The organism is Streptomyces sp. MGP-BFMKR1 (genome assembly GCF_057766585.1).
On sequence record NZ_CM173408.1, the window covers coordinates 6,260,348 to 6,280,183 of the forward strand.

A 19,836-nucleotide genomic window follows, 5' to 3' on the forward strand; every position below is an offset into this window, starting at 1 on the left:
AGGCGCCGGTCACTGTTTCAACAAGGAGGTTGCAGCCCCTTACGCGCCGGGGCGCGGCCATCTACTCTGATCACTGCTCGAAGGTTACTCATGAGTCACTAGCGCTGAGGCGGGCCCGGGAGGAAGCCGTGACCGACACCCAAGCCTTGCTCGACAACCGGCCGCCATCGATGGCCACGCTCTTCGTGGAGCGCGTCGCGGCCACACCCGAGAGGGAGGCGTACCGCTATCCGATCCCGCCCGCGTCGGGCGAGGGGCCATCGGACTGGGGGTCGATGAGCTGGGCCGAGACGGCCGACCGCGTGTACGCCATCGCGGCCGGCCTCATCGACCTGGGGCTGGGTTCGGAGGAGCGGGTCGCCCTGGCGAGCAGCACCCGGGTCGAGTGGATCTTCGCGGACCTGGCCGTCCTCTGCGCCGGCGCCGCGACCACCACGATCTACCCGTCCACCAACGACGGGGAGACGGCGTTCATCCTCTCCGACTCGGGCAGCCGGGTGCTCATCGCCGAGGACGCCGAACAGCTCCGCAAGGCCCGCGCGAGCCGCGCCGACCTGCCCGCGCTGGAGCACGTGGTGGTGATCGAGGAGGCCGACGCGGTGCCGGCCGACGGCGACCCGGAGGGCTGGGTGCTCTCACTCGCCGAGTTGGAGCGGCGGGGCGCGAAGTACCTGGCGAAGCACCCGGACAGCGTGCGGGAGAGGGTCCGGGACCTGCGGTCCGACCAGCTCGCCACGCTCATCTACACCTCCGGTACCACCGGGCGCCCCAAGGGCGTACGCCTGCCGCACGACGCCTGGTCCTACATGGGCCGCGCCATCGAGGCCATCGAACTCCTGGAAGAGGAGGACATCGGCTACCTGTGGCTGCCGCTGGCGCACGTCTTCGGCAAGGTGCTGGTGGCCGGGCAGCTCGCGGTCGGGCACACCACCGCGGTCGACGGCCGCGTCGACAAGATCATCGAGAACCTGCCGGTGGTCAGGCCGACGTACATGGCCGCCGTGCCGCGCATCTTCGAGAAGGTCTACAACGGCGTCGCGGCCAAGGCCCGGGAGGGCGGCGCGGCCAAGTACAAGATCTTCAAGTGGGCCGCCGAGGTCGCGCGCGAGTACGCCAAGGTCTCCCAGGACAACTTCCGGGCCACCGGCACCGCCACCGTCCCGCTCGGTCTGCGCACCAAGCACGGCATCGCCGACAAGCTCGTCTACGCCAAGCTGCGCGCGGCCTTCGGCGGGCGGCTGCGGGCCTGCGTCTCGGGCTCGGCCGCGCTCGCGCCCGACATCGGCTACTTCTTCGCGGGCGCCGGGATCAACATCCTGGAGGGGTACGGGCTCACCGAGTCCAGCGCCGCCAGCTTCGTCAACCCGCGCGACTACCGCACCGGCACCGTCGGCAAGGCGCTGCCCGGCCTGGAGGTCCGCATCGCCGACGACGGCGAGATCCTGCTGCGTGGCCCGGGCATCATGGCGGGCTACCACGGGCTGCCGGAACGCACCGCCGAGGTGCTGGAGCCGGACGGCTGGTTCCACACCGGCGACATCGGCGAACTGTCCCCGGACGGCTACCTGAGCATCACCGACCGCAAGAAGGACCTGATCAAGACGTCGGGCGGCAAGTACATCGCGCCGGCCGAGGTCGAGGGGCAGTTCAAGGCCGTGTGCCCGTACGTCTCCAACATTCTGGTGTACGGCGCGGACCGTAACTACTGCACGGCGCTGATCGCGCTGGACGAGCCGTCGATCATGGACTGGGCCAAGGAGAACGGCCTGGCCGGCAAGGACTACGCCGAGGTCACCGCGGCGCGGGAGACGCAGGAGCTGATCGACGGGTACGTGCGCCAGCTCAACGAGGGCCTCCAGCGCTGGCAGACGATCAAGAAGTTCCGGCTGCTCCCCCGTGATCTGGACATCGAGCACGGCGAACTCACGCCGAGCCTCAAGCTCAAGCGCCCGGTCGTCGAGCGCGAGTACAAGGCACTCATCGAGGAGATGTACGCCGGCGCGCGCGAGGCATAGCCGGCGCCGGCGCATTCCGCCGGCGCGCGAACGGACGGGAGGCCGCGCGGGCGGTCGACCCTGCGGGCGGTCGGGGCTCTGCCCCGGCCGCCCGTCTCCGTCTCCGTCTCCGTCTCCACCCGGCGGGCTGGGCACGGCCAGCCGAGCCCCAGGCCGCGGGGCGGGGAAGCGCTGCCCACGCCGGCGGTCCCGGACGCCTGATCAGACCGGCTGGCCATGGCCCCGCGCGCCGGGTGATCGCGTTCCGGCCAAGTCACCGACGCGGTCGGCGCGCCGGCCCGTTCCGTACCCGGTGGCACCCCAGGCGGGCTAGTGTCACTTCGAGCCCCGGTCCCGTTCACCACCCGTTGGGGAAACGGGGGCCGAGTGGGGCGCAGTTGTGGTCGTACGCGTCATATCGCAGCTCATGGCAGCCCATTTCCGTAACTCGGCGCATATGAACGCGAGCGTTCTGCCACGCTGTCGGTACTGGGACATTGAGCCACGCGGTGGGCGAACACCGCGTGACGCACGCCCCTCCGGCCCGCGCGGACGCCTCGCGTCCGCACGTCGCGGGCCGGGCCCGACGGGGGTCGGGTGGCGTGCACGAGAACCCCCGGGGGAGTGCATGGGCACGGGTGTGAACGCGCAGTGGGGCGCCCGCGGCGCCGAGGCCGTGGGGGCGTACGAGGGTGACGGTGCGGCGGTCCCGAGACGTGACGCCCCGGCCCCCGGTACCCCGCCCGGCAGCGTCGCCGCCACTGGTCCGGCCCCGGGACGCATCTGCCGTACGGTCCTGCCCGGCAACGTGCTGGCGCCGGCCGCGGCGCGGCGGTTCGTGCGGGACGCGCTGGCCGACTGGGCCGCGCACGGGATGCCGCAGGGCGACGTGATCACGGACCAACTACGGGACGACGCCGTGCTGTTGGTGAGCGAACTGGTCACCAACGCCGTGGTGCACGCCGGCACCGGAGTGGTCGTGCGCTGCGCCCTGGAGCCGGCCGAGGCGCCCGAGCCCATGGCCACCCTCTACGCGGAGGTGACCGACCACCACCCGGCCCGCGCCGTCCGTGGCCAGCCGGCGCTGCGCGAGGCGGCACCCGAGGCCGTCGGCACGGCGGTGGCGTCCGAGGCCGGTGGCCCGGCCGACGGGTTGCCGCGCGCCGGCGCGGTCGGGGTCGGCGCGGGTACGGACGCGCGCGGGGGCGCGCGGGCCGTCGTGGGCGGCGGCGATCGGGCCGGCAGCGGACTGCGGCTGGTCGGCACCATCGCCGACTCCTGGGGCACGATCTACCGCCGGACCAGCAAGACGGTGTGGTTCCGGCTGCCGATGGGACCCGCGTCCGCCGAGGGCCCGGCGCCCAGTTCGGAGAGCGCGTGCGCCGAAGGGGGCGCTGCGCCGGCGCGCGAGGCGGGCTGCGGCGACCGGGGCCCCGGCGACCGGACCCCCGGCGCCGACCTGCGGACCGCGGACGTGTTGGCCCCCGCGCTGCGCGAGGCCGCGCAGGACCGTGGCGCGCCGGGACTGCTCAGCCACGGCGGCCTGTCCTTCCTGGCCGAGGCGTCCGACCTGCTGGCCGGCCAGTTCGACGCGGACAAGGTGGCCCTGCTGGCGGGGCAGCTCCTGGTGCCGAGGCTGGCCGACTGGTGCGCGGTGTGGCTGGAGACCGGGGACGCCGGGCCGGCCGCCCCCTGGGTCTGGCACGCCAGCGAGAACCAGATGGCCGAGCTGCGACGCCAGGTGGGGGAGCGCCCGCCGCCTCTGCCGGCCACCGCCAGGGGCCGCGCGGTGCCCTGGCCGTGGCCCGGCGACGGTGCCGCGGCGGGGCCCGGCGGCGCGGCCCTCGCGTGCGCGCTGGTCACCGGCGGCCGGACGGTGGGCACGCTGCTGATCGGCCGCGGCGGACTAAGCCAGCTCCCGGACGAGGTGGCGCGACTCTTCGAGGACCTCGCGCGCCGGGTCGCGCTCGCGGTCGTGGCGGCGCGCCAGTACACCCGACAGGCGCAGATCAGCGAGGTGCTCCAGCGCGGGCTGCTGCCCAGCGGGCTCGCCGCGATCCCCGGCATGGACACCGCGGTGGTCTACGAGCCGGCCGGGGGCACCTGCGCTGGCGGCGACTTCTACGACGTCTTCCCGGCTGGCGACGGACGCTGGTGCTTCGCGCTCGGAGACGTGTGCGGCAACGGCCCGGAGGCGGCCGTCGTCACCGGCCTGGCCCGCCCGGTGCTGCGCCTGCTCGCCCGCGAGGGCTACGGCGTGACCGAGGTCCTGGACCGGCTCAACCGCACCCTGGGCGAGAAGGCCGTCGAGGCGGCGGCCTCCGCCATCGCGGCCGAGGGGCCGGGGGAGTCCCGGTTCCTGTCCCTTCTCTACGGCGAACTGGTGCCGTACGACGGGCTCGACGAGTCGGCGCCGTACGACGGGCTCGACCAGCCTGTGCCGCACGGCGAGCCGGTGCCGGGCGAGGGCCCGATGCCGTACGGGGAGACCCGGGGCGAGGGCCTGAGAGGTCAGGCGGGGGAGGGCGTGCGCGGCGTGCGGTGCACGCTGGCCAGCGCCGGGCATCCGCTGCCGCTGCTGCTGCGGGCCGACGGCGGCGTGGTGGCGCGCGCGGCGCCGCAGCTCCTGCTGGGGGTGCTGGACGGCGTGCGGTACGAGAGCGAGACCTTCGACCTGCTGCCGGGCGAGACGCTGCTGTGCGTCACGGACGGTGTGACCGAGCGCAGGTCGGACCGGGCGCAGTTCGATGACGACGACGGCCTGGCGCGTGCGCTGGCGACGTGCGCCGGGCTCACCGCGCAGGAGGTGGCCCAGCGCGTCCGCACGGCCGTGCACGCGTTCGGGGCGGCGCCGCCGAGCGACGACCTGGCGATGCTGGTGCTCAGGGCGGCGCCCTGAGCCCGGCCGCCCACGGCCCGAGCCGAGACCGTCCGCCGGCGCGCGCCCCGGCCCGCCGTCGCGTGGCGCCCCGCCGCGCGGGCCGCCACCGCGACGGCGGGCCGGGTCACCCGGGCGATGCCGGAGAATGGGCACATGCCTTCTGCACTGCCCGACGGTGAGCCCATGCCCGACGACGGGGCGCTGCCGCAGCACGCCCTGGAAGGGGCCGGGGCGCGACCGCTCGGGTTCTACCTGCACGTTCCGTACTGCGCGACCCGCTGCGGATACTGCGACTTCAACACCTACACCGCCAGCGAGCTGCGCGGCTCCGGCGGCGCGCTCGCCTCCCGGGACAACTACGCCGCGATGGTCGCCGACGAGGTGCGGCTGGCGCGCAAGGTGCTCGGGGACGACCCGCGCCCCGTCGAGACCGTCTTCGTCGGCGGCGGCACGCCGACCCTGCTGGACGCGGCGGACCTGGTGCGGATGCTGGCGGCGATCCGCGACGAGTTCGGCCTGGCCCCCGGGGCGGAGGTCACCACGGAGGCCAACCCGGAGTCCGTGGACGAGCGCTACCTGGCCACGCTGCGCGAAGGCGGCTTCAACCGCGTCTCGCTCGGCATGCAGAGCGCGCGGCAGCACGTGTTGAAGGTGCTCGACCGCACCCACACCCCGGGCCGTCCCGAACGCTGCGTGGAGCTGGCCCGCGCGGCGGGGTTCGAGCACGTCAACCTCGACCTGATCTACGGGACGCCGGGGGAGAGCGACGACGACTGGCGGGCCTCCCTCGACGCCGCGCTCGGCGCCGGCCCCGACCACGTCTCGGCGTACGCGCTGATCGTGGAGGAGGGCACCCAGCTCGCGCGCCGCATTCGACGCGGCGAGGTGCCGATGACCGACGACGACGTGCACGCCGACCGGTACCTGATCACCGAGGAGACGCTCACGGCCGCGGGGTTCGCCTGGTACGAGGTGTCGAACTGGGCCACCGCCGAGGCCGGCCGCTGCCGGCACAACGAGCTGTACTGGCGCGGCGCCGACTGGTGGGGCGCGGGCCCCGGGGCGCACAGCCACGTGGGCGGCGTGCGCTGGTGGAACGTGAAGCACCCGGGGGCGTACGCGCAGGCGCTCACCGAGGGGCGCTCGCCCGGCGCGGGGCGCGAGGTGCTGAGCGCCGAGGACCGCCGCGTGGAGCGCATCCTGCTGGAACTGCGGCTCGCGGACGGCTGCCCGCTGGACATCCTCGCCCCCGCCGGCGCACGCGCCGCGGCGCGCGCCCTGTCCGACGGCCTGCTACAGCCGGGCCCGTACGAGCGGGGCCGCGCCGTGCTGACCCTGCGTGGCCGACTGCTGGCCGACGCGGTGGTCCGGGACCTCGTCGACTGACGGACAAAGCGGCGGACTGACTGGCGGACGGAGCGGCCGGCGGGCTGGCCGCTCGAACGGGTGAACGCGTGTGGACGCCCGCCGCTCCGATCCCGGCCGTCCCTACGCTGTCCCCACACGTCGCGGCGTACAGAGGGAGGTCCACGGAGATGAGCGGTGCGAAGGCCCGTCTGGTGACCGACATCAGGGAGATCTTCGCGACGCTGGAGGCCCCCGGCGAACTCAGGGCGGAGCTGCTCCGAGGGGAGATCGTCATGACGGGCGGGCCCGACCGGGCCCACAACATGATCGTCACGCGCGTACGGGACCAGATCCCGCAGAACCGCTGGTATCCGGTGGCGACGCAGGACATCGCCATCCCCGGCGAGGTCAGCGAGCCGCAGCCGGATCTCGTCGTCATCGAGCACGGCGCCTTCGACGGTCGCTCCCGGCTCGTGCCCGCCCCGGCGACCACCCTCCTCCTGGAGGTCGTCTCGAAGACCAGCAAGCACCGGGACCACGTCACCAAGCGCTCGATCTACGCCGCCGGGCAGGTCCCCGCGTACCTGATCGTCGACCCGTACGCGGCGACCTGCGTGCTGCTGACCGAGCCGCGCGGCTCGGGCGAGGCGGCCGACTACCGGACGGAGCGGACCAGCGAGTTCGGCGAGCCGGTGCCGATCGGCGCGCTCGGCATCGAGCTGGACACCTCGGAGTTCGGCACCCTGCCGGCGGGTTCGTAGCCCGTCACACCCGGGCCGTGGCGCCGCCCCGTCACGCCGGGGCCGTGACGAAGTCGATCAACTCCTCGACGCGGCCGAGCAGTTCCGGCGCCAGGTCCTTGTACGAGTGGACCGAGCCCAGGATCTTCTGCCAGGCCGCGCCCGTGTTCTCCGGCCAGCCCAGGGCGCGGCACACGCCCGTCTTCCAGTCCTGGCCGCGCGGGATCACCGGCCAGGCCGGAATGCCCAGCGACGCGGGCTTCACGGCCTGCCAGATGTCGATGTACGGGTGTCCGACGACGAGTACGTCGCTGCCGCCCGCGCTGACCTCCGCCGCGATGCGGGACTCCTTGGAGCCGGGCACCAGGTGGTCGACCAGGACGCCGAGCCGGGCGTCCGGGGCCGGGGCGAACTCGCGGACGATGGCGGGCAGGTCGTCGACGCCCTCCAGGTACTCCACGACCACGCCTTCGATGCGCAGGTCATCGCCCCACACCCGCTCGACCAGTTCGGCGTCGTGGCGGCCCTCCACGTAGATGCGCCCGGCGCGGGCGACCCGGGCGCGCGCCCCGGGGACGGCGAGCGAGCCGGACGCGGTGCGCGGCTTCCCGCCGCCCCCGGCCGCCGTCTGTCCGCCCGCGCCGGGCCGTGGCCGAACGAGGGTGACCGGGCGGCCCTCCAGCAGGAAGCCGGCCGGGCTCAGCGGGAACACCCGGTGCTTGCCGAACCGGTCCTCCAGGGTGACGGTCGGGCCCTCGGCGGTCTTCTCGCAGCGGATGACGGCGCCGCAGAAGCCGGTGGCCACCTCCTCCACCACGAGATCCACCTCGGCCGCCACCTCGGGCACGGACGTGGGCTTCTTCCAGGGCGGGGTCAGGTCGGGCCCGTACTGTCTGCTGCGCATGCGGCAGACGATAGCTTCCGCCCCGGCGCCCGCCCCGCGCACCCACCGCACCCCGCGCACCCCGCGTGCGCGCTGCCGCGAGCCGCCACCGCGTGCGCCGTAGCGCGTACGCCCACCCCGCCCGGGCCCACTTGCCGCCCGGCCCGCTTGCTGCCTGGTCCGCCGGCGGGCGCGCCGGCGCGTGCCCCGCGCGTGGTTCGGCCGGCGGGCGCCGGTCAGGGCGCCGTCGCGTAGCGGCGGGCCAACTCCGCGCGTTGCGCGCGGACGTACGCCGCGTCCACCACCGCCCCGTGCCCCGGCACGTACACCGCGTCCTCGCCGCCGAGGGCCAGCAGCCGGTCCAGGGCCGCCGGCCACCGGGCCGGGACCGCGTCCGGGCCCGCCTGCGGCTCGCCGGACTCCTCGACCAGGTCGCCGCAGAAGACGACCTCGGGCCGGCCCGGCACCAGGACGGTCAGGTCGTGCCCGGTGTGGCCGGGGCCGACGTTGGCCAGCAACACCTGGCGTCCGGCGCCGAGCCCGATGGTCACCTCGCCGCTCACCGAGTGGCGCGGGCAGACCAGCAGGTCGACGGCCTCGGCGACCGCCTCGGGGTCGGCGCCGTGGCGCACCGCGTCCGCGCGCAGCGCCTCGCGTCCCCGCTCCAGCACGTCCGCGAGCCCCGCCGCCCCGTAGACCTGCACGCCGGCGAAGGCGGCCGTGCCGAGCACGTGGTCGAAGTGCGGGTGGGTGAGGGCGACGTGGGTGACCGGGCGGCCGAACAGGGCGCGCACCTCGCGGCGGATCTCGGCGCCCTCACGCAGCGTCGCCCCGGTGTCCACCACGAGGACGCCCTCCGGGCCGGCCACGGCCCCGACCGTGGCGTCCCAGCCGGGCAGCCGGCGCCGGGCGACGTCCGGCGCCAGCATCTCCCAGCGCTCGCGCACGCGCTCTTCCGTCACGCTGTCCATGGGGAGACGCTAGCCCCCGGCGGGGCGGCGCGCCCGGCCGGTGCGGCGGCGGTTTCCAGCCCCCGCCCACCAGCGGCCGGGGCCACTCTTGCCCGGATCGCGGTGACCGGCCGTACACTGGCTCAGGGGATTTGGCACTCGGGCGCGATGAGTGCCAGGAAAAGTCCCCTGATAGACGGTTTGACTGGAGGTGTGCGCGGTGCTGAGCGAACGCAGACTTGAGGTTCTTCGCGCCATCGTCCAGGACTACGTCGGCACGGAGGAGCCGGTGGGCTCCAAGGCGTTGACCGAGCGGCACCAGCTCGGCGTCTCGCCGGCCACGGTGCGTAACGACATGGCCGCGCTCGAGGACGAGGGCTTCATCGCCCAGCCGCACACCAGCGCCGGCCGCATCCCCACCGACAAGGGCTACCGCCTGTTCGTGGACCGGCTGGCCGGTGTGAAACCGCTCTCGCCGCCCGAGCGCCGGGCCATCCAGAACTTCCTGGACGGCGCGGTGGACCTCGACGACGTGGTGGGGCGCACGGTGCGGCTCTTGGCGCAGCTCACCCGCCAGGTCGCGGTGGTGCAGTACCCGTCCCTGACCCGCTCCACGGTGCGCCACGTCGAGTTGCTCGCGCTCGCGCCCGCGCGCGTGATGCTCGTCCTGATCACCGACACGGGCCGGGTCGAGCAGCGGATGGTGGACTGCCCGGCGCCCGTGGGCGAGACGGCCCTGGCGGACCTGCGGGCGCGGCTGAACAGCCGGGTGGTGGGGCGCAGGTTCGCCGACGTGCCGCAACTCGTGCAGGACCTGCCGGAATCGTTCGAGCAGGAGGACCGGGGTACGGTCTCCACGGTCCTGGCGACGCTGCTTGAGACGCTGGTCGAGGAGACCGAAGAGCGGTTGATGATCGGCGGCACGGCCAACCTCACCCGGTTCGGCCATGACTTCCCGCTCACCATCCGGCCGGTGCTTGAGGCCCTGGAGGAGCAGGTCGTCCTCCTGAAGCTGCTCGGCGAGGCCAAGGATTCGGGCATGACCGTGCGAATCGGTCATGAGAACGCTCACGAGGGCCTGAACTCCACATCCGTGGTCGCTGTCGGCTACGGTTCGGGCGACGAGGCAGTCGCAAAACTCGGCGTGGTCGGACCGACCCGCATGGACTACCCCGGAACGATGGGAGCGGTACGCGCAGTGGCACGATACGTCGGACAGATCCTGGCGGAGTCGTAAGTGGCGACGGACTACTACGCCGTCCTGGGCGTGCGGCGCGATGCCTCTCAGGACGAGATCAAGAAGGCGTTCCGCAGGCTCGCGCGTGAGCTTCACCCGGACGTCAACCCCGACCCGAAGACGCAAGAGCGCTTCAAGGAGATCAACGCCGCCTACGAGGTGTTGTCGGACCCGCAGAAGAAGCAGGTCTACGACCTCGGCGGCGACCCGTTGTCCAACGCGTCGGGCGGCGGCCAGGGCGGCTTCGGCGCCGGCTTCGGCAACTTCTCCGACATCATGGACGCCTTCTTCGGCACCGCGTCCCAGCGCGGCCCGCGCTCGCGGACCCGGCGCGGCCAGGACGCCATGATCCGGCTCGACATCGAGCTGGACGAGGCGGCGTTCGGGACCACCAAGGAGATCCAGGTCGACACGGCGATCGTGTGCACGACCTGTAGCGGCGAGGGGGCCGCGCCCGGCACCTCGGCGCAGACCTGTGACATGTGTCGCGGTCGCGGCGAGGTCTCCCAGGTCACCCGCTCCTTCCTCGGACAGGTCATGACCTCGCGGCCGTGCCCGCAGTGCCAGGGCTTCGGCACCGTGGTGCCCACGCCGTGCCCCGAGTGCGCGGGCGACGGACGGGTGCGCTCGCGCCGCACGCTGACGGTCAAGATCCCCGCAGGCGTGGACAACGGCACCCGCATCCAGCTCGCGGGCGAGGGCGAGGTCGGCCCGGGCGGCGGCCCCGCCGGCGACCTGTACGTGGAGATCCACGAGGCCGCGCACCCCGTCTTCCAGCGCCGCGGTGACGACCTGCACTGCACGGTCACCATCCCGATGACCGCGGCGGCGCTCGGCACCAAGGTGCCGCTGGAGACGCTGGACGGCCTGGAGGAGATCGACATCCGGCCGGGCACCCAGTCCGGCCAGTCCGTCCCGCTGCACGGACGCGGCGTGACGCACCTGCGCGGCGGCGGCCGGGGCCAGCTGATCGTGCACGTCGAGGTCACCACCCCGAGCAAGCTCGACCCCGAGCAGGAGGAACTCCTGCGCCGGTTGGCCAAGTTGCGTGGCGAGGAGCGTCCGCTGGGCGAATTCAAGCCAGGCCAGCAGGGGCTGTTCTCGCGGCTCAAGGACGCGTTCAACGGCCGCTGAGGCCCGGCCCGGCTGACTCGGGCCGTAATCGCCGGTGGGCGCCGATTCCGTTGCGTACGGGATCGGCGCCCTTCGCGTCGGCGCCCTTCGCGTCGGTGCGCCGGCGCGGGAGCCGTCGGTGCGCCGGGGTACGGGACGCATGGCGGCGCTTGTGTACGTGTGGGCGGCGTGCGCATCGCGTGAACAGCGCGTGCCCGGCGGGCGGGGAGTGCGTGTCGGGCGTCCACACAGTGGACGCTCGGGGGCGTTACCCGGTGCTGTGGAGGGCGTGACACGATGTGGTCATGTCCTCCGCGTTGACCGGTCTCTCCCGGTATCCGATCGTGCAGGCCCCCATGGCGGGCGGCGCCTCGCGCCCGCAGCTCGCAGCCGCCGTGGGCGCGGCCGGCGGGCTCGGCTTCCTCGCCGCCGGGTACAAGACGCCGGCGGCGATGTACGAGGAGATCAAGCACCTGCGGGCGCAGAGCGACGTGCCCTTCGGCGTCAACCTCTTCATGCCGCAGCCCGCGACCAGCGACCCCTCGGCCGTGGCCGTCTACGCCGAGCAACTGGCGGGCGAGGCCGCCTGGTACGAGACGCCGCTCGGTGACCCCGACTCGGGCAACGACGACGCCTACGAGGCCAAGCTCGCCATCCTGCTCGACGACCCGGTGCCGGTGGTCTCCTTCACCTTCGGCTGCCCGACGCGCGCCGTGTGCGAGGCGCTGGCCCGGGTGGGCACCGTGACGGTCGTCACCGTCACCACCGTGGAGGAGGCGCTGGCCGCGCACGCGGCCGGGGCCGACGCCGTCTGCGTCCAGGGCATCGAGGCCGGCGGCCACCAGGGCACACACCGCGACGACCCGCACGCCCAGGGCATGGGCGCGGGGCTCGGGCTGCTGGCCCTGATCGAGCTGGTGCGCGACGCGGTACCGCTGCCGCTGATCGCCGCCGGCGGACTGATGCGCGGCACGCAGATCGCCGCCGTGCTGGCGGCCGGCGCCAGCGCCGCACAGCTCGGCACGGCGTTCCTGGTCTGTCCCGAGTCCGGCGCGCACGAGCTGCACAAGCGGGCCATGACCGACACCACCTTCACCCGCACCGAACTCACCCGCGCCTTCTCCGGCCGCCCCGCGCGCGGCCTGGCCAACCGCTTCCTGCGCGAGCACGGCCCGTACGCCCCCGTCGCCTACCCCCAGGTGCATCACCTCACCTCCGGGTTGCGCAAGGCCGCCGCCAAGGCCGGTGACCCGCAGGGCATGGCGCTCTGGGCGGGCCAGGGGCACCGGCTGGCCCGGGAGATGCCGGCGGGGCACCTGGTGGAGGTCCTCGTCGACGAGTTGGAGGCCGCCCGCGCGGGGCTCGCCGCGCGGGCCGGGCTGGCGGCGCCGCAGCCCCGGACGGGCGCCGGGGACGTGGCGTGAGCGCCCCGGTCTTCGTCGCCGACACCCTGGAGGGCGCGGCGGTCGGCGCCGCGCTCACGCTGACCGGCCCGGAGGGGCGGCACGCGGTCGCGGTGCGCAGGCTGCGGGTCGGCGAGGAGGTCGTGCTCACCGACGGGGCGGGCCGGGGCGTCTCGGGCACCGTGGCCGCCGTCGAGGGCAAGGACCGGCTGACGGTCGAGGTGGACGAGGTACGCGGCGAGCCGGCGCCACAGCCGCGCATCACCGTCGTGCAGGCGCTGCCCAAGGGCGACCGGGGCGAACTCGCCGTGGAGACCATGACCGAGACCGGCGTGGACGCGGTGGTGCCGTGGGCCGCCGCGCGCTGCATCACCCAGTGGCGCGCCGAGCGGGGCGCCAAGGCGCTCGCCAAGTGGCGGGCCACCGCGCGCGAGGCGGGCAAGCAGTCGCGCCGGCTGCGTTTCCCCGAGGTCGCCGACGCGATGACCACGCCGCAGGTGGCCGAGCTGCTGTCGCGGGCCGACTTCGCCGCGGTCCTGCACGAGGAGGGCTCCCAGCCGTTGGCCACGGCCGAGCTGCCGACGCGGGGCGAGGCCGTGCTCGTCGTCGGGCCCGAGGGCGGCGTGTCCCCGGAGGAGTTGGCCGCCTTCGCCGCCGTGGGAGCCCAGCCCTACCGGCTCGGGCCCAGCGTGCTGCGCACCTCCACCGCGGGCACGGCGGCCCTCGCGCTGCTGCTCGGCCGCACGGGTCGGTGGGGTTAGGCCGTGTTTTAAGGTCGGGGTTCCGGTTCACGCCTCGCGTTGTGATGATCATGGTGTGGGGCGTGGGGTTCTGTCTAATGAGCAGTGGTCGGTGTTGGAGTCGTTGCTGCCTGCCGCTGGTGTAAGTCGCAGGTCGGCGTCCCGGCAGATGTTGGTGGACGGTGTGCGGTGGCGAGTGCGGACCGGTGCTCCGTGGCGTGACCTGCCGTGTGAGTACGGGCCCTGGCAGACCGTTTACGGACTGTTCCGCAGGTGGCAGCGCCAGGGCGTATGGGCGCGGCTGCTGGCCTTGTTGCAGGCGAGGGCCGACTCGTTCGGGCTGATCGACTGGGAAGTCAACGTCGACTCCACGGTCTGCCGGGCCCATCAGCATGCGGCCGGTGCCCGCCGCAACGGCGCTGGGCAGAAGGAACCGCCCGGCGGGGTCGGCCACGAGCCAGACGATCACGGGCTGCGCAGGTCCCGCGGTGGCTTCACCACGAAGATCCATCTGGCGTGCGAGCAGGGCCAGAAGCCGCTGTCGCTGCTGGTAACGGCGGGCCAGCGGGGCGACAGCCCGCAGTTCGAGCCGGTCCTCGAAGCCATCCGGGTGCTCAGGCCCTGCGGTGGGCGCCCCAGACGCTAACCGCTGCGGGTGCGGGGAGACAAGGCGTATTCCTCGCGTGCCAACCGCGCCTACCTGCGCAGACGCGGGATCCGGTGCACGATTCCGGAGCCGGCCGACCAGATCCGCAACCGCAAGCGCCTCGGATCCTCCGGTGGCCGCCCGCCGGCTTTCGACCGGCAGGACTACAAGGCGCGTCACGCGGTGGAGTGCGGGATCAGCCGCCTCAAGCAGCACCGGGCTGTTGCGACCAGATACGACAAGCTCGCCGTGCGTTTCGAGGCGGCCGTTCACGTCGCGGCGATCAACCAGTGGGTGTGAACCCCGGCCGTCGGGCCGTGTCATCCCGGCCACCGGGAACGAGCAGCAGACTCAAGAGGAGGTCCCGTAGTCGCCGACTGGCCTGGCTACGGGCAGGTGGTCACCCTGAGCCAGGGCCGCCTGTCGCCCCGCATCCGTCCGATAATCGGTTGCCTTGTCGGAGACGCTCCCCAAAAGTGAGGCAGTGACCAAGACCGACGACATGCCTCCCATCGACGCGGCCCGCTGGCTGTACCTCTACGAGAACGACTGCCCCGCCCCGGCGGCGGCCGAACTTCCGGCCCTCGCCGCAGAACTGGCCGAGGCCCTCCGCCACCCGGACCCAAACATCCGCGACGGTGCCCCCTACGTGGTGCTGCGCACCTGGATCCAACGAGACGTCATCGACAAGCCGATGCGCACCCGGCTGGGCACTGTGATGGCCGACCGATTCGACGACCCTGAGATCCAGGCACGCACCTTCGCCCCGCTCGTGCTCGACATGATCGTCGGTCGCGGCGACTTCCACCCGACGTGGCTCGCCGCCTTCCGGCATTGGTTCCCCGCCGAGACGGACCTGCGCGGGTACGACCGCGAACTCGGCTGGCTCCACGCCGTCGCACACGGCGCCGACCTGCTGGGCGCCTTCGGGCTCCATCCGGAGGTCGACCCGAAGGATATGCTAGACCTAGCGGCGGAGCGGCTCGTGGCCCCGACCGACGAGATCTTCGCCCAGCAGGAAGACGACCGCCTCGCCCAAGGCATCGCCCGCACGCTGACCCGCCCGGAACTCTCCGAGGCCGAGGCCACCGGCTGGCTGGACGCGATTGAGACGGACTTCGCAGCCGGCCGGCGCGGCGTTCCCACCGTGGCCGCGCACACCTCCAACGCCATGCGCACACTCAGGATGCTGTACCTCCTCGCCGACACCGGCGTCCGGATCGACGGCGCCACCGCCCCCGTACACCCCCCGCACGCGGAAGGGCTGAAGCGGCGCCTGACGGAGGTACTGGCCCTGGTCTTCCAGGGGGCATGACCGCAGGTGCCACCGAGGGGCGCCCATCTCCCAGAGACGTGAGGCGTTCCCATCGATGGGCACTCGACACTAACCAGACCAGCCAGCCAAATGGTTCCTAAAACACGGCCTAGCCGCCCGCGACGCGACGGATTCGGCCAGGTGTGGAGTCAGGCATGGGCGGTCGGTCGGGCGGCCGTGACGCCGAGCGAGGGGCGCACGTGTGCCGTCGGGGGCGCGCGTGGGGTGCCCGCGCGCGTACCGATGTCTTGCCTGTGTAGGCCCGTACGGCCCGGTGATGGCGCGAAGCGTGCCCCACACGGGTGACGGCGTGCCCAAACGAGTGGCCGATGGTGCCCTTTCGAGCACGTGGGAGGGGGTGGCAGGCTGCACCCCATGGGGGCACCAACACGAGTACGGCGATGGCGGCACACGGCCATCGCACTGGGCGCCATCGGCGCGGCACTGGGCACGCTGGCGGCGTGCGACGACGTCGAGGGCGGGCTGCGGGCATCCACGGTCGCGGTCACCACGGACAAGGTGGGGACCCGGGCGCTGGAGCGCGGCGGCATCGACGTGCAGTGGCTGACCTGCACGGCACAGATCAAACGGGAGGACAACGACGCGTCCGGCACGCCACGTTCGCGCGACACGGGCCGCGCGCAGGTGAGCTGCCGGGGCAAGACCGAGAAGAGTCAGGACCTGGAGATCGGCGGGACCGTCACCTACGTACGCGAGGACCGCTGCGTGCGCGGCGCGCTGACCGGCAAGTTGGCCGGTCGCGTGGTCTTCGAGGCGGACCTGATCGGCGAGTGCGGAAGTGACAGACCCGCCTAGCCCGGCCGGCCGGCCCGCGACCGGAGCTGGCCCGGCCGACACCCGAACCACCACCGCCCGCCGCGCGACACCGGCGGGCGGCCCCGGCGCGACGACATCGGGGTACGCGCGGCGGGGGCAGCGGCCGGGCCCGCGCCACCGGGCCGCTAGCATGCGACGTACCCCAACGGACGGTGCTAAGGAGACGCGGCGATGGCGGGAGAACCGCAGGCCGACTGCTTGTTCTGCAAGATCGTGGCGAAGGAGGTGCCGGCGACCGTGGTGCGTGAAACCGCGACGACCCTCGCCTTCCGCGACATAAACCCGCAGGCCCCGACGCACGTCCTCGTCATCCCCAAGTCCCACCACCCGGACGCCGGGTCGCTGGCCGCCGCCGAACCGGAGGCCGCGGCCGACGTGCTGCGCGAGGCCGGCCTGGTCGCCGTCGACGAGGAGATCGCCGACACCGGCTACCGCATCGTGTTCAACACGGGCAGCGGCGCCGGCCAGACCGTCTTCCACGCACACGCGCACGTCCTGGGCGGTCGCGGCCTCAACTGGCCCCCCGGGTAAGCCAGTTGTCCGTACGTGAACTGGTCGTCCTGGGCACCGCGAGCCAGGTGCCGACCCGGCACCGCAACCACAACGGCTACGTGTTGCGCTGGGACGGCCAGGGCATCCTCTTCGACCCCGGCGAGGGCACCCAGCGGCAGATGCTGCGCGCCGGGGTCGCAGCCCACGACCTGCACCGCATCTGCGTCACGCACTTCCACGGCGACCACTCGCTCGGCCTGGCCGGGGTGATCCAGCGGATCAACCTCGACCGGGTGCCGCATCCGATCACGGCCCACTATCCGGCCAGTGACCAGCGGTTCTTCGAGCGGCTGCGGTACGCCACGGCCTACCGCGAGACGGTCGACATAGCCCAGGAGCCGGTGCGCGGGCCGGGCGCGACGCTCGCCGTCACCCCCGCGTACACGCTCGCGGCGCGGCGGCTCTCGCACCCGGTCGAGTCCTACGGCTATCGCCTGGTGGAGCCGGACGGCCGCCGCATGCTGCCCGACCGGCTCGCCGCGCACGGCCTCGCCGGACCGCTGATCGGCAGGTTGCAGCGGGAGGGCGCGGTACGGGTGGCCGGGCGCACGGTCGCGTTGGAGGAGGTCAGCGAGGTCCGCCGGGGGCAGCGCTTCGCCTTCGTGATGGACACCCGGCTGTGCGACGGCGTGTACGCCCTCGCCGAGGGGTGCGATCAGCTCGTCATCGAGTCGACGTTCCTCGACGAGGACGAGGGGCTGGCCCGCGAGCACGGTCACCTGACGGCCGGTCAGGCGGCGCGGGTGGCGGCGGAGGCGGGCGTACGGCAGTTGGTGCTCACGCACTTCTCGCAGCGCTACGGCGACCCGGTCGAGTTCGAGCGGCAGGCCCGTGCGGCGGGCTTCGCCGGCGAACTCGTGGTGGCCAGCGACCTGATGCGGGTGGCCGTGCCTTCCCGGGCCGGCGTGGGCGGCTAGGTACGAGGGGGTTGCTCGCGGGGCGGCCCGCAAGCGTGAGCGGCGGTGGCGCGGGCCCCGAACGCGCGCCACTGCCGCCGTGCGGGGTGTTGGTCAGGCGACGATGCGGAACCTCTGGTTCGCGTTGTCACCCGGCGCCTTGCACCGGTACTGGATGAGGGGTGCGCCGTTCGCGGTGCTGGCGCCCTTCACGTCGAAGCACTTGCCGGCGAAGGTCTTGATGATGACCCTGTCGCCGCCGTCGGCGACGATGCGGAACCGCTGGTTGGCGTCGCTGCCCCCGGGCTTGCAGGAGTACTGGATGATCGGGGCCTCGTCCCGCGTGCTTCTGTTGGCCACGTCGAGGCACTTGCCGCGGGTGTGGGTGGTGTGGATCTTGTGCAGGCCGCCGCCGACCGGGATGAAGGCGAAGCGTTGGTTGGCCTTGCCGGCGCCGCAGGTGTACTGGATGATCGGCGCGCCGTTCGCCTGGCTGCCGCGGTGGACGTCGAGACACTTGCCGGCGAACGTTCTGATCGTGCCCTCGCGGGGCAGCATGGCCGAGCTCTCGGCCGCCTGGACGCTGGCCGGCAGGGCGGTCGCGGCGGCGGCCGTGACGGCGATGGTGGACAGATAGCGCAGAACTTTCGCGCGCACGCGCATGGTGGTGCTCCTTGTTCCGAAATGGTCCCCCTTAGCAGGATTGGCGCGGTATGAGTATGAGAAACGCCGAATAGTCGGCGTTCATCCGTTTGCTTCGCCGCCGCCGGAGAGCGGAGTACTCAGCCGGTCGGCGACCCGCTCCGATGGGCACAGCATTCGGTGGACGTAGGGGAGTTGCTCGGAAAGCGCACTCCTCGCGTTCGGTTCCGGGCGCCCCTGGTCGACCCTCGTCAGCCCCGGTCGGTTCTCGTCGGCCCCGGCCAGTCCCCGCCGGCTCCGGTCGGTCGCGGGCGGTGAGCCCGGCGGACGGCGCCCGGGGCCTCAGTCGGTCAGCGCCGCGGCGGTGGCGCGGGCGAAGGCTTCCGGGTTGTCCAGCATGATGTTGTGCCCGCAGTCCGGGACCGGGACGACGGCGACCCCGGCCGAGGTGAGTTCCGCGGCCCCGGGCAGCGGGCCGTCGGCCTCGGGCAGCAGGTAGGCGCGCGGGATCGGCAGGTCCCGCAGCAGCGCGCGCAGCGTGGGCTCGGTGCCGCGGGCGAGGTGGACCGCGCTGCGGTGCAGGGCGCGGCGGTCGGTCAGGCGCATGGTGGCCCACCAGTGCGCGCCGGCCCGCTCGCGCGCCTGCCGCCAGCCGCCGGCGAGGAAGTCCGCCTCGGAGTGTGCGGCGATGCCCGCGCTGCCCGCCGACGCCGGGTCGGGCGCGACGGCGTCGAGGTTGGCGTCGACCAGCACCAGGCGGGAGACCAGGTGCGGGTGGCGGGTCGCCAGGACGATGGCCACGGAGCCGCCCATGCTGTGCGCGACCAACTCCGCGCCGGTCACGCCCGCGTGGGTCAGCGTCGCGGCCAGCGCGTCGGCGTGCGACTCCAACGCGTAGTCGAAGCCCTGGGGCCGGTCGCTGAGGCCGTGCCCGAGCAGGTCGACGAGGAGCGAACGGTGACCGGCCAGCAGCGGATGCGCCGCGCTCGCCGTGAAGTAGGCCGGCGACGAGGCGCCCAGGCCGTGGACGTAGACGCGCGCCGGCTGCCGCCCGGGCAGCTCGACCCAGCGCATCCGGTCCCTCTCGGGCGTCACTGTTGCCTCACGCACGGTCTGCTCCCTCGCGGCGGTGGACGATGGACGAAACGGACGGGGGAGAAGCGTAGACACCAGCGTTCCGCGCCCCCGCGCGGCCCCCTTCGCGCGGCGCCACGGTGACCCGGGGCGCGGGCCCGGGAGTCGCCCGGCCGGCCGGGCGCGTACGGGGCGATCGGGCACACTGGCCCCACTCGCACCGTCGGCGTACCCGCAGTACGGCAGGGCGCTCGGGGCTGGGCCGTGCGAGGGCAGTACAGCGAGGTACGGCAAGGGAGCGACACCGTGACGCGGCGAGACGGAGACGGCACCACCCGGGCGAGCGGCGACGACCGGGCCCGCCACGAGCCGCCGGCGCGGCCGGCGGAGGCCGGCGGGCCAGGCGCGGCGCCCCGCGAGCGGGACGGCGGGGCGCGCGCCGAGCCGCGCGCCGGGTCCCGGGCGGACGTGGCGCGCGCCGGGCGGCCGGGGGCCGCGCACGGGGAGACACCCGCCGGCGTACACCGGCGGACACCGGCAGACGGCCCACGACCTGGACCTGGGCCCGAAGCGGGGGCCGGGGCCG

At 73.8% G+C, this 19,836-nt stretch carries 16 protein-coding genes and 1 pseudogene; 13 read left to right on the forward strand and 4 right to left on the reverse strand.

All coding sequences use genetic code 11. The features are described 5' to 3' along the window. Positions 1-128 precede the first annotated feature (128 nt). From AC3CHW_RS24940 to AC3CHW_RS24955, 4 genes are all read left to right on the forward strand, one after another. Complete coding sequence (locus AC3CHW_RS24940; RefSeq protein ID WP_488467970.1) at positions 129-2,015, forward strand: AMP-dependent synthetase/ligase; 1,887 nt, start codon at positions 129-131, stop codon at positions 2,013-2,015. A 607-nt stretch (positions 2,016-2,622) separates the two neighbouring features. Continuing rightward, positions 2,623-4,893, forward strand: coding sequence for a SpoIIE family protein phosphatase (locus tag AC3CHW_RS24945; RefSeq protein WP_488467971.1), 2,271 nt, complete (start codon positions 2,623-2,625; stop codon positions 4,891-4,893). Positions 4,894-5,028: 135 nt separating this feature from the next. After that, positions 5,029-6,261: a radical SAM family heme chaperone HemW gene (gene hemW / locus AC3CHW_RS24950; RefSeq protein ID WP_488467972.1), complete on the forward strand. Its 1,233-nt coding sequence runs from the start codon at positions 5,029-5,031 to the stop codon at positions 6,259-6,261. A 149-nt stretch (positions 6,262-6,410) separates the two neighbouring features. Further along, on the forward strand, positions 6,411-6,983 hold the full coding sequence (locus AC3CHW_RS24955) for a Uma2 family endonuclease (protein ID WP_488467973.1): 573 nt from the start codon (positions 6,411-6,413) through the stop codon (positions 6,981-6,983). Positions 6,984-7,014: 31 nt separating this feature from the next. On the opposite strand, the gene AC3CHW_RS24960 is transcribed toward AC3CHW_RS24955, so the two are convergent. Both AC3CHW_RS24960 and AC3CHW_RS24965 read right to left on the reverse strand, forming a co-directional pair. Further along, positions 7,015-7,866 carry a DUF3097 domain-containing protein gene (locus AC3CHW_RS24960; protein ID WP_488467974.1) on the reverse strand — a complete coding sequence of 284 codons (852 nt, stop codon included), beginning with the start codon at positions 7,864-7,866 and terminating at the stop codon, positions 7,015-7,017. Positions 7,867-8,081: 215 nt separating this feature from the next. Beyond that, positions 8,082-8,816: an MBL fold metallo-hydrolase gene (locus AC3CHW_RS24965; protein ID WP_488467975.1), complete on the reverse strand. Its 735-nt coding sequence runs from the start codon at positions 8,814-8,816 to the stop codon at positions 8,082-8,084. A 199-nt stretch (positions 8,817-9,015) separates the two neighbouring features. On the opposite strand from AC3CHW_RS24965, the gene hrcA reads away from it, so the two are divergent. From hrcA to AC3CHW_RS25010, 9 genes and pseudogenes are all read left to right on the forward strand, one after another. Beyond that, positions 9,016-10,032 (forward strand): heat-inducible transcriptional repressor HrcA, encoded by a 1,017-nt coding sequence (gene hrcA / locus AC3CHW_RS24970; protein ID WP_176161546.1) that lies wholly within the window; start codon positions 9,016-9,018, stop codon positions 10,030-10,032. Beyond that, a complete protein-coding gene (dnaJ, locus tag AC3CHW_RS24975; RefSeq protein WP_176161545.1) occupies positions 10,033-11,166 on the forward strand; it encodes a molecular chaperone DnaJ in 1,134 nt (377 codons plus the stop codon). Positions 11,167-11,450: 284 nt separating this feature from the next. Further along, entirely contained in the window at positions 11,451-12,569 is a 1,119-nt protein-coding gene (locus tag AC3CHW_RS24980) for a nitronate monooxygenase (RefSeq protein WP_488467976.1), read from the forward strand. Next, positions 12,566-13,309, forward strand: coding sequence for a 16S rRNA (uracil(1498)-N(3))-methyltransferase (locus tag AC3CHW_RS24985; protein ID WP_488467977.1), 744 nt, complete (start codon positions 12,566-12,568; stop codon positions 13,307-13,309). The genes AC3CHW_RS24980 and AC3CHW_RS24985 overlap by 4 nt, the downstream gene beginning before the upstream one ends. A 55-nt stretch (positions 13,310-13,364) precedes the next feature. Continuing rightward, positions 13,365-14,234: pseudogene (locus AC3CHW_RS24990) on the forward strand (IS5 family transposase). A gap of 184 nt (positions 14,235-14,418) precedes the next feature. Further along, a complete protein-coding gene (locus AC3CHW_RS24995; RefSeq protein ID WP_488467978.1) occupies positions 14,419-15,249 on the forward strand; it encodes a DUF2785 domain-containing protein in 831 nt (276 codons plus the stop codon). A 375-nt stretch (positions 15,250-15,624) separates the two neighbouring features. Beyond that, complete coding sequence (locus AC3CHW_RS25000; RefSeq protein ID WP_488467979.1) at positions 15,625-16,065, forward strand: hypothetical protein; 441 nt, start codon at positions 15,625-15,627, stop codon at positions 16,063-16,065. A gap of 192 nt (positions 16,066-16,257) precedes the next feature. After that, complete coding sequence (locus AC3CHW_RS25005; RefSeq protein WP_398607197.1) at positions 16,258-16,617, forward strand: histidine triad nucleotide-binding protein; 360 nt, start codon at positions 16,258-16,260, stop codon at positions 16,615-16,617. 5 nt (positions 16,618-16,622) lie between these two features. Further along, a complete protein-coding gene (locus AC3CHW_RS25010; RefSeq protein ID WP_488467980.1) occupies positions 16,623-17,555 on the forward strand; it encodes a ribonuclease Z in 933 nt (310 codons plus the stop codon). A gap of 93 nt (positions 17,556-17,648) precedes the next feature. Here AC3CHW_RS25010 and AC3CHW_RS25015 read toward each other — a convergent pair whose 3' ends face one another. Together AC3CHW_RS25015 and AC3CHW_RS25020 are read right to left on the reverse strand one after the other, a co-directional pair. Further along, complete coding sequence (locus AC3CHW_RS25015; protein WP_488467981.1) at positions 17,649-18,197, reverse strand: RICIN domain-containing protein; 549 nt, start codon at positions 18,195-18,197, stop codon at positions 17,649-17,651. 321 nt (positions 18,198-18,518) lie between these two features. Then, a complete protein-coding gene (locus tag AC3CHW_RS25020) occupies positions 18,519-19,286 on the reverse strand; it encodes an alpha/beta fold hydrolase (RefSeq protein ID WP_488467982.1) in 768 nt (255 codons plus the stop codon). Positions 19,287-19,836 lie beyond the last annotated feature (550 nt).

Coding starts and splice junctions, on each gene's coding strand:
- AC3CHW_RS24945 (WP_488467971.1), top strand. CDS start 2,623: ATGGGCACGGGTGTGAACGCGCAGTGGGGCGCCCGCGGCGCCGAGGCC.
- hemW (WP_488467972.1), top strand. CDS start 5,029: ATGCCTTCTGCACTGCCCGACGGTGAGCCCATGCCCGACGACGGGGCG.
- AC3CHW_RS24955 (WP_488467973.1), top strand. CDS start 6,411: ATGAGCGGTGCGAAGGCCCGTCTGGTGACCGACATCAGGGAGATCTTC.
- AC3CHW_RS24960 (WP_488467974.1), bottom strand. CDS start 7,866: ATGCGCAGCAGACAGTACGGGCCCGACCTGACCCCGCCCTGGAAGAAG.
- AC3CHW_RS24965 (WP_488467975.1), bottom strand. CDS start 8,816: ATGGACAGCGTGACGGAAGAGCGCGTGCGCGAGCGCTGGGAGATGCTG.
- AC3CHW_RS24980 (WP_488467976.1), top strand. CDS start 11,451: ATGTCCTCCGCGTTGACCGGTCTCTCCCGGTATCCGATCGTGCAGGCC.
- AC3CHW_RS25000 (WP_488467979.1), top strand. CDS start 15,625: ATGGGGGCACCAACACGAGTACGGCGATGGCGGCACACGGCCATCGCA.
- AC3CHW_RS25005 (WP_398607197.1), top strand. CDS start 16,258: ATGGCGGGAGAACCGCAGGCCGACTGCTTGTTCTGCAAGATCGTGGCG.
- AC3CHW_RS25015 (WP_488467981.1), bottom strand. CDS start 18,197: ATGCGCGTGCGCGCGAAAGTTCTGCGCTATCTGTCCACCATCGCCGTC.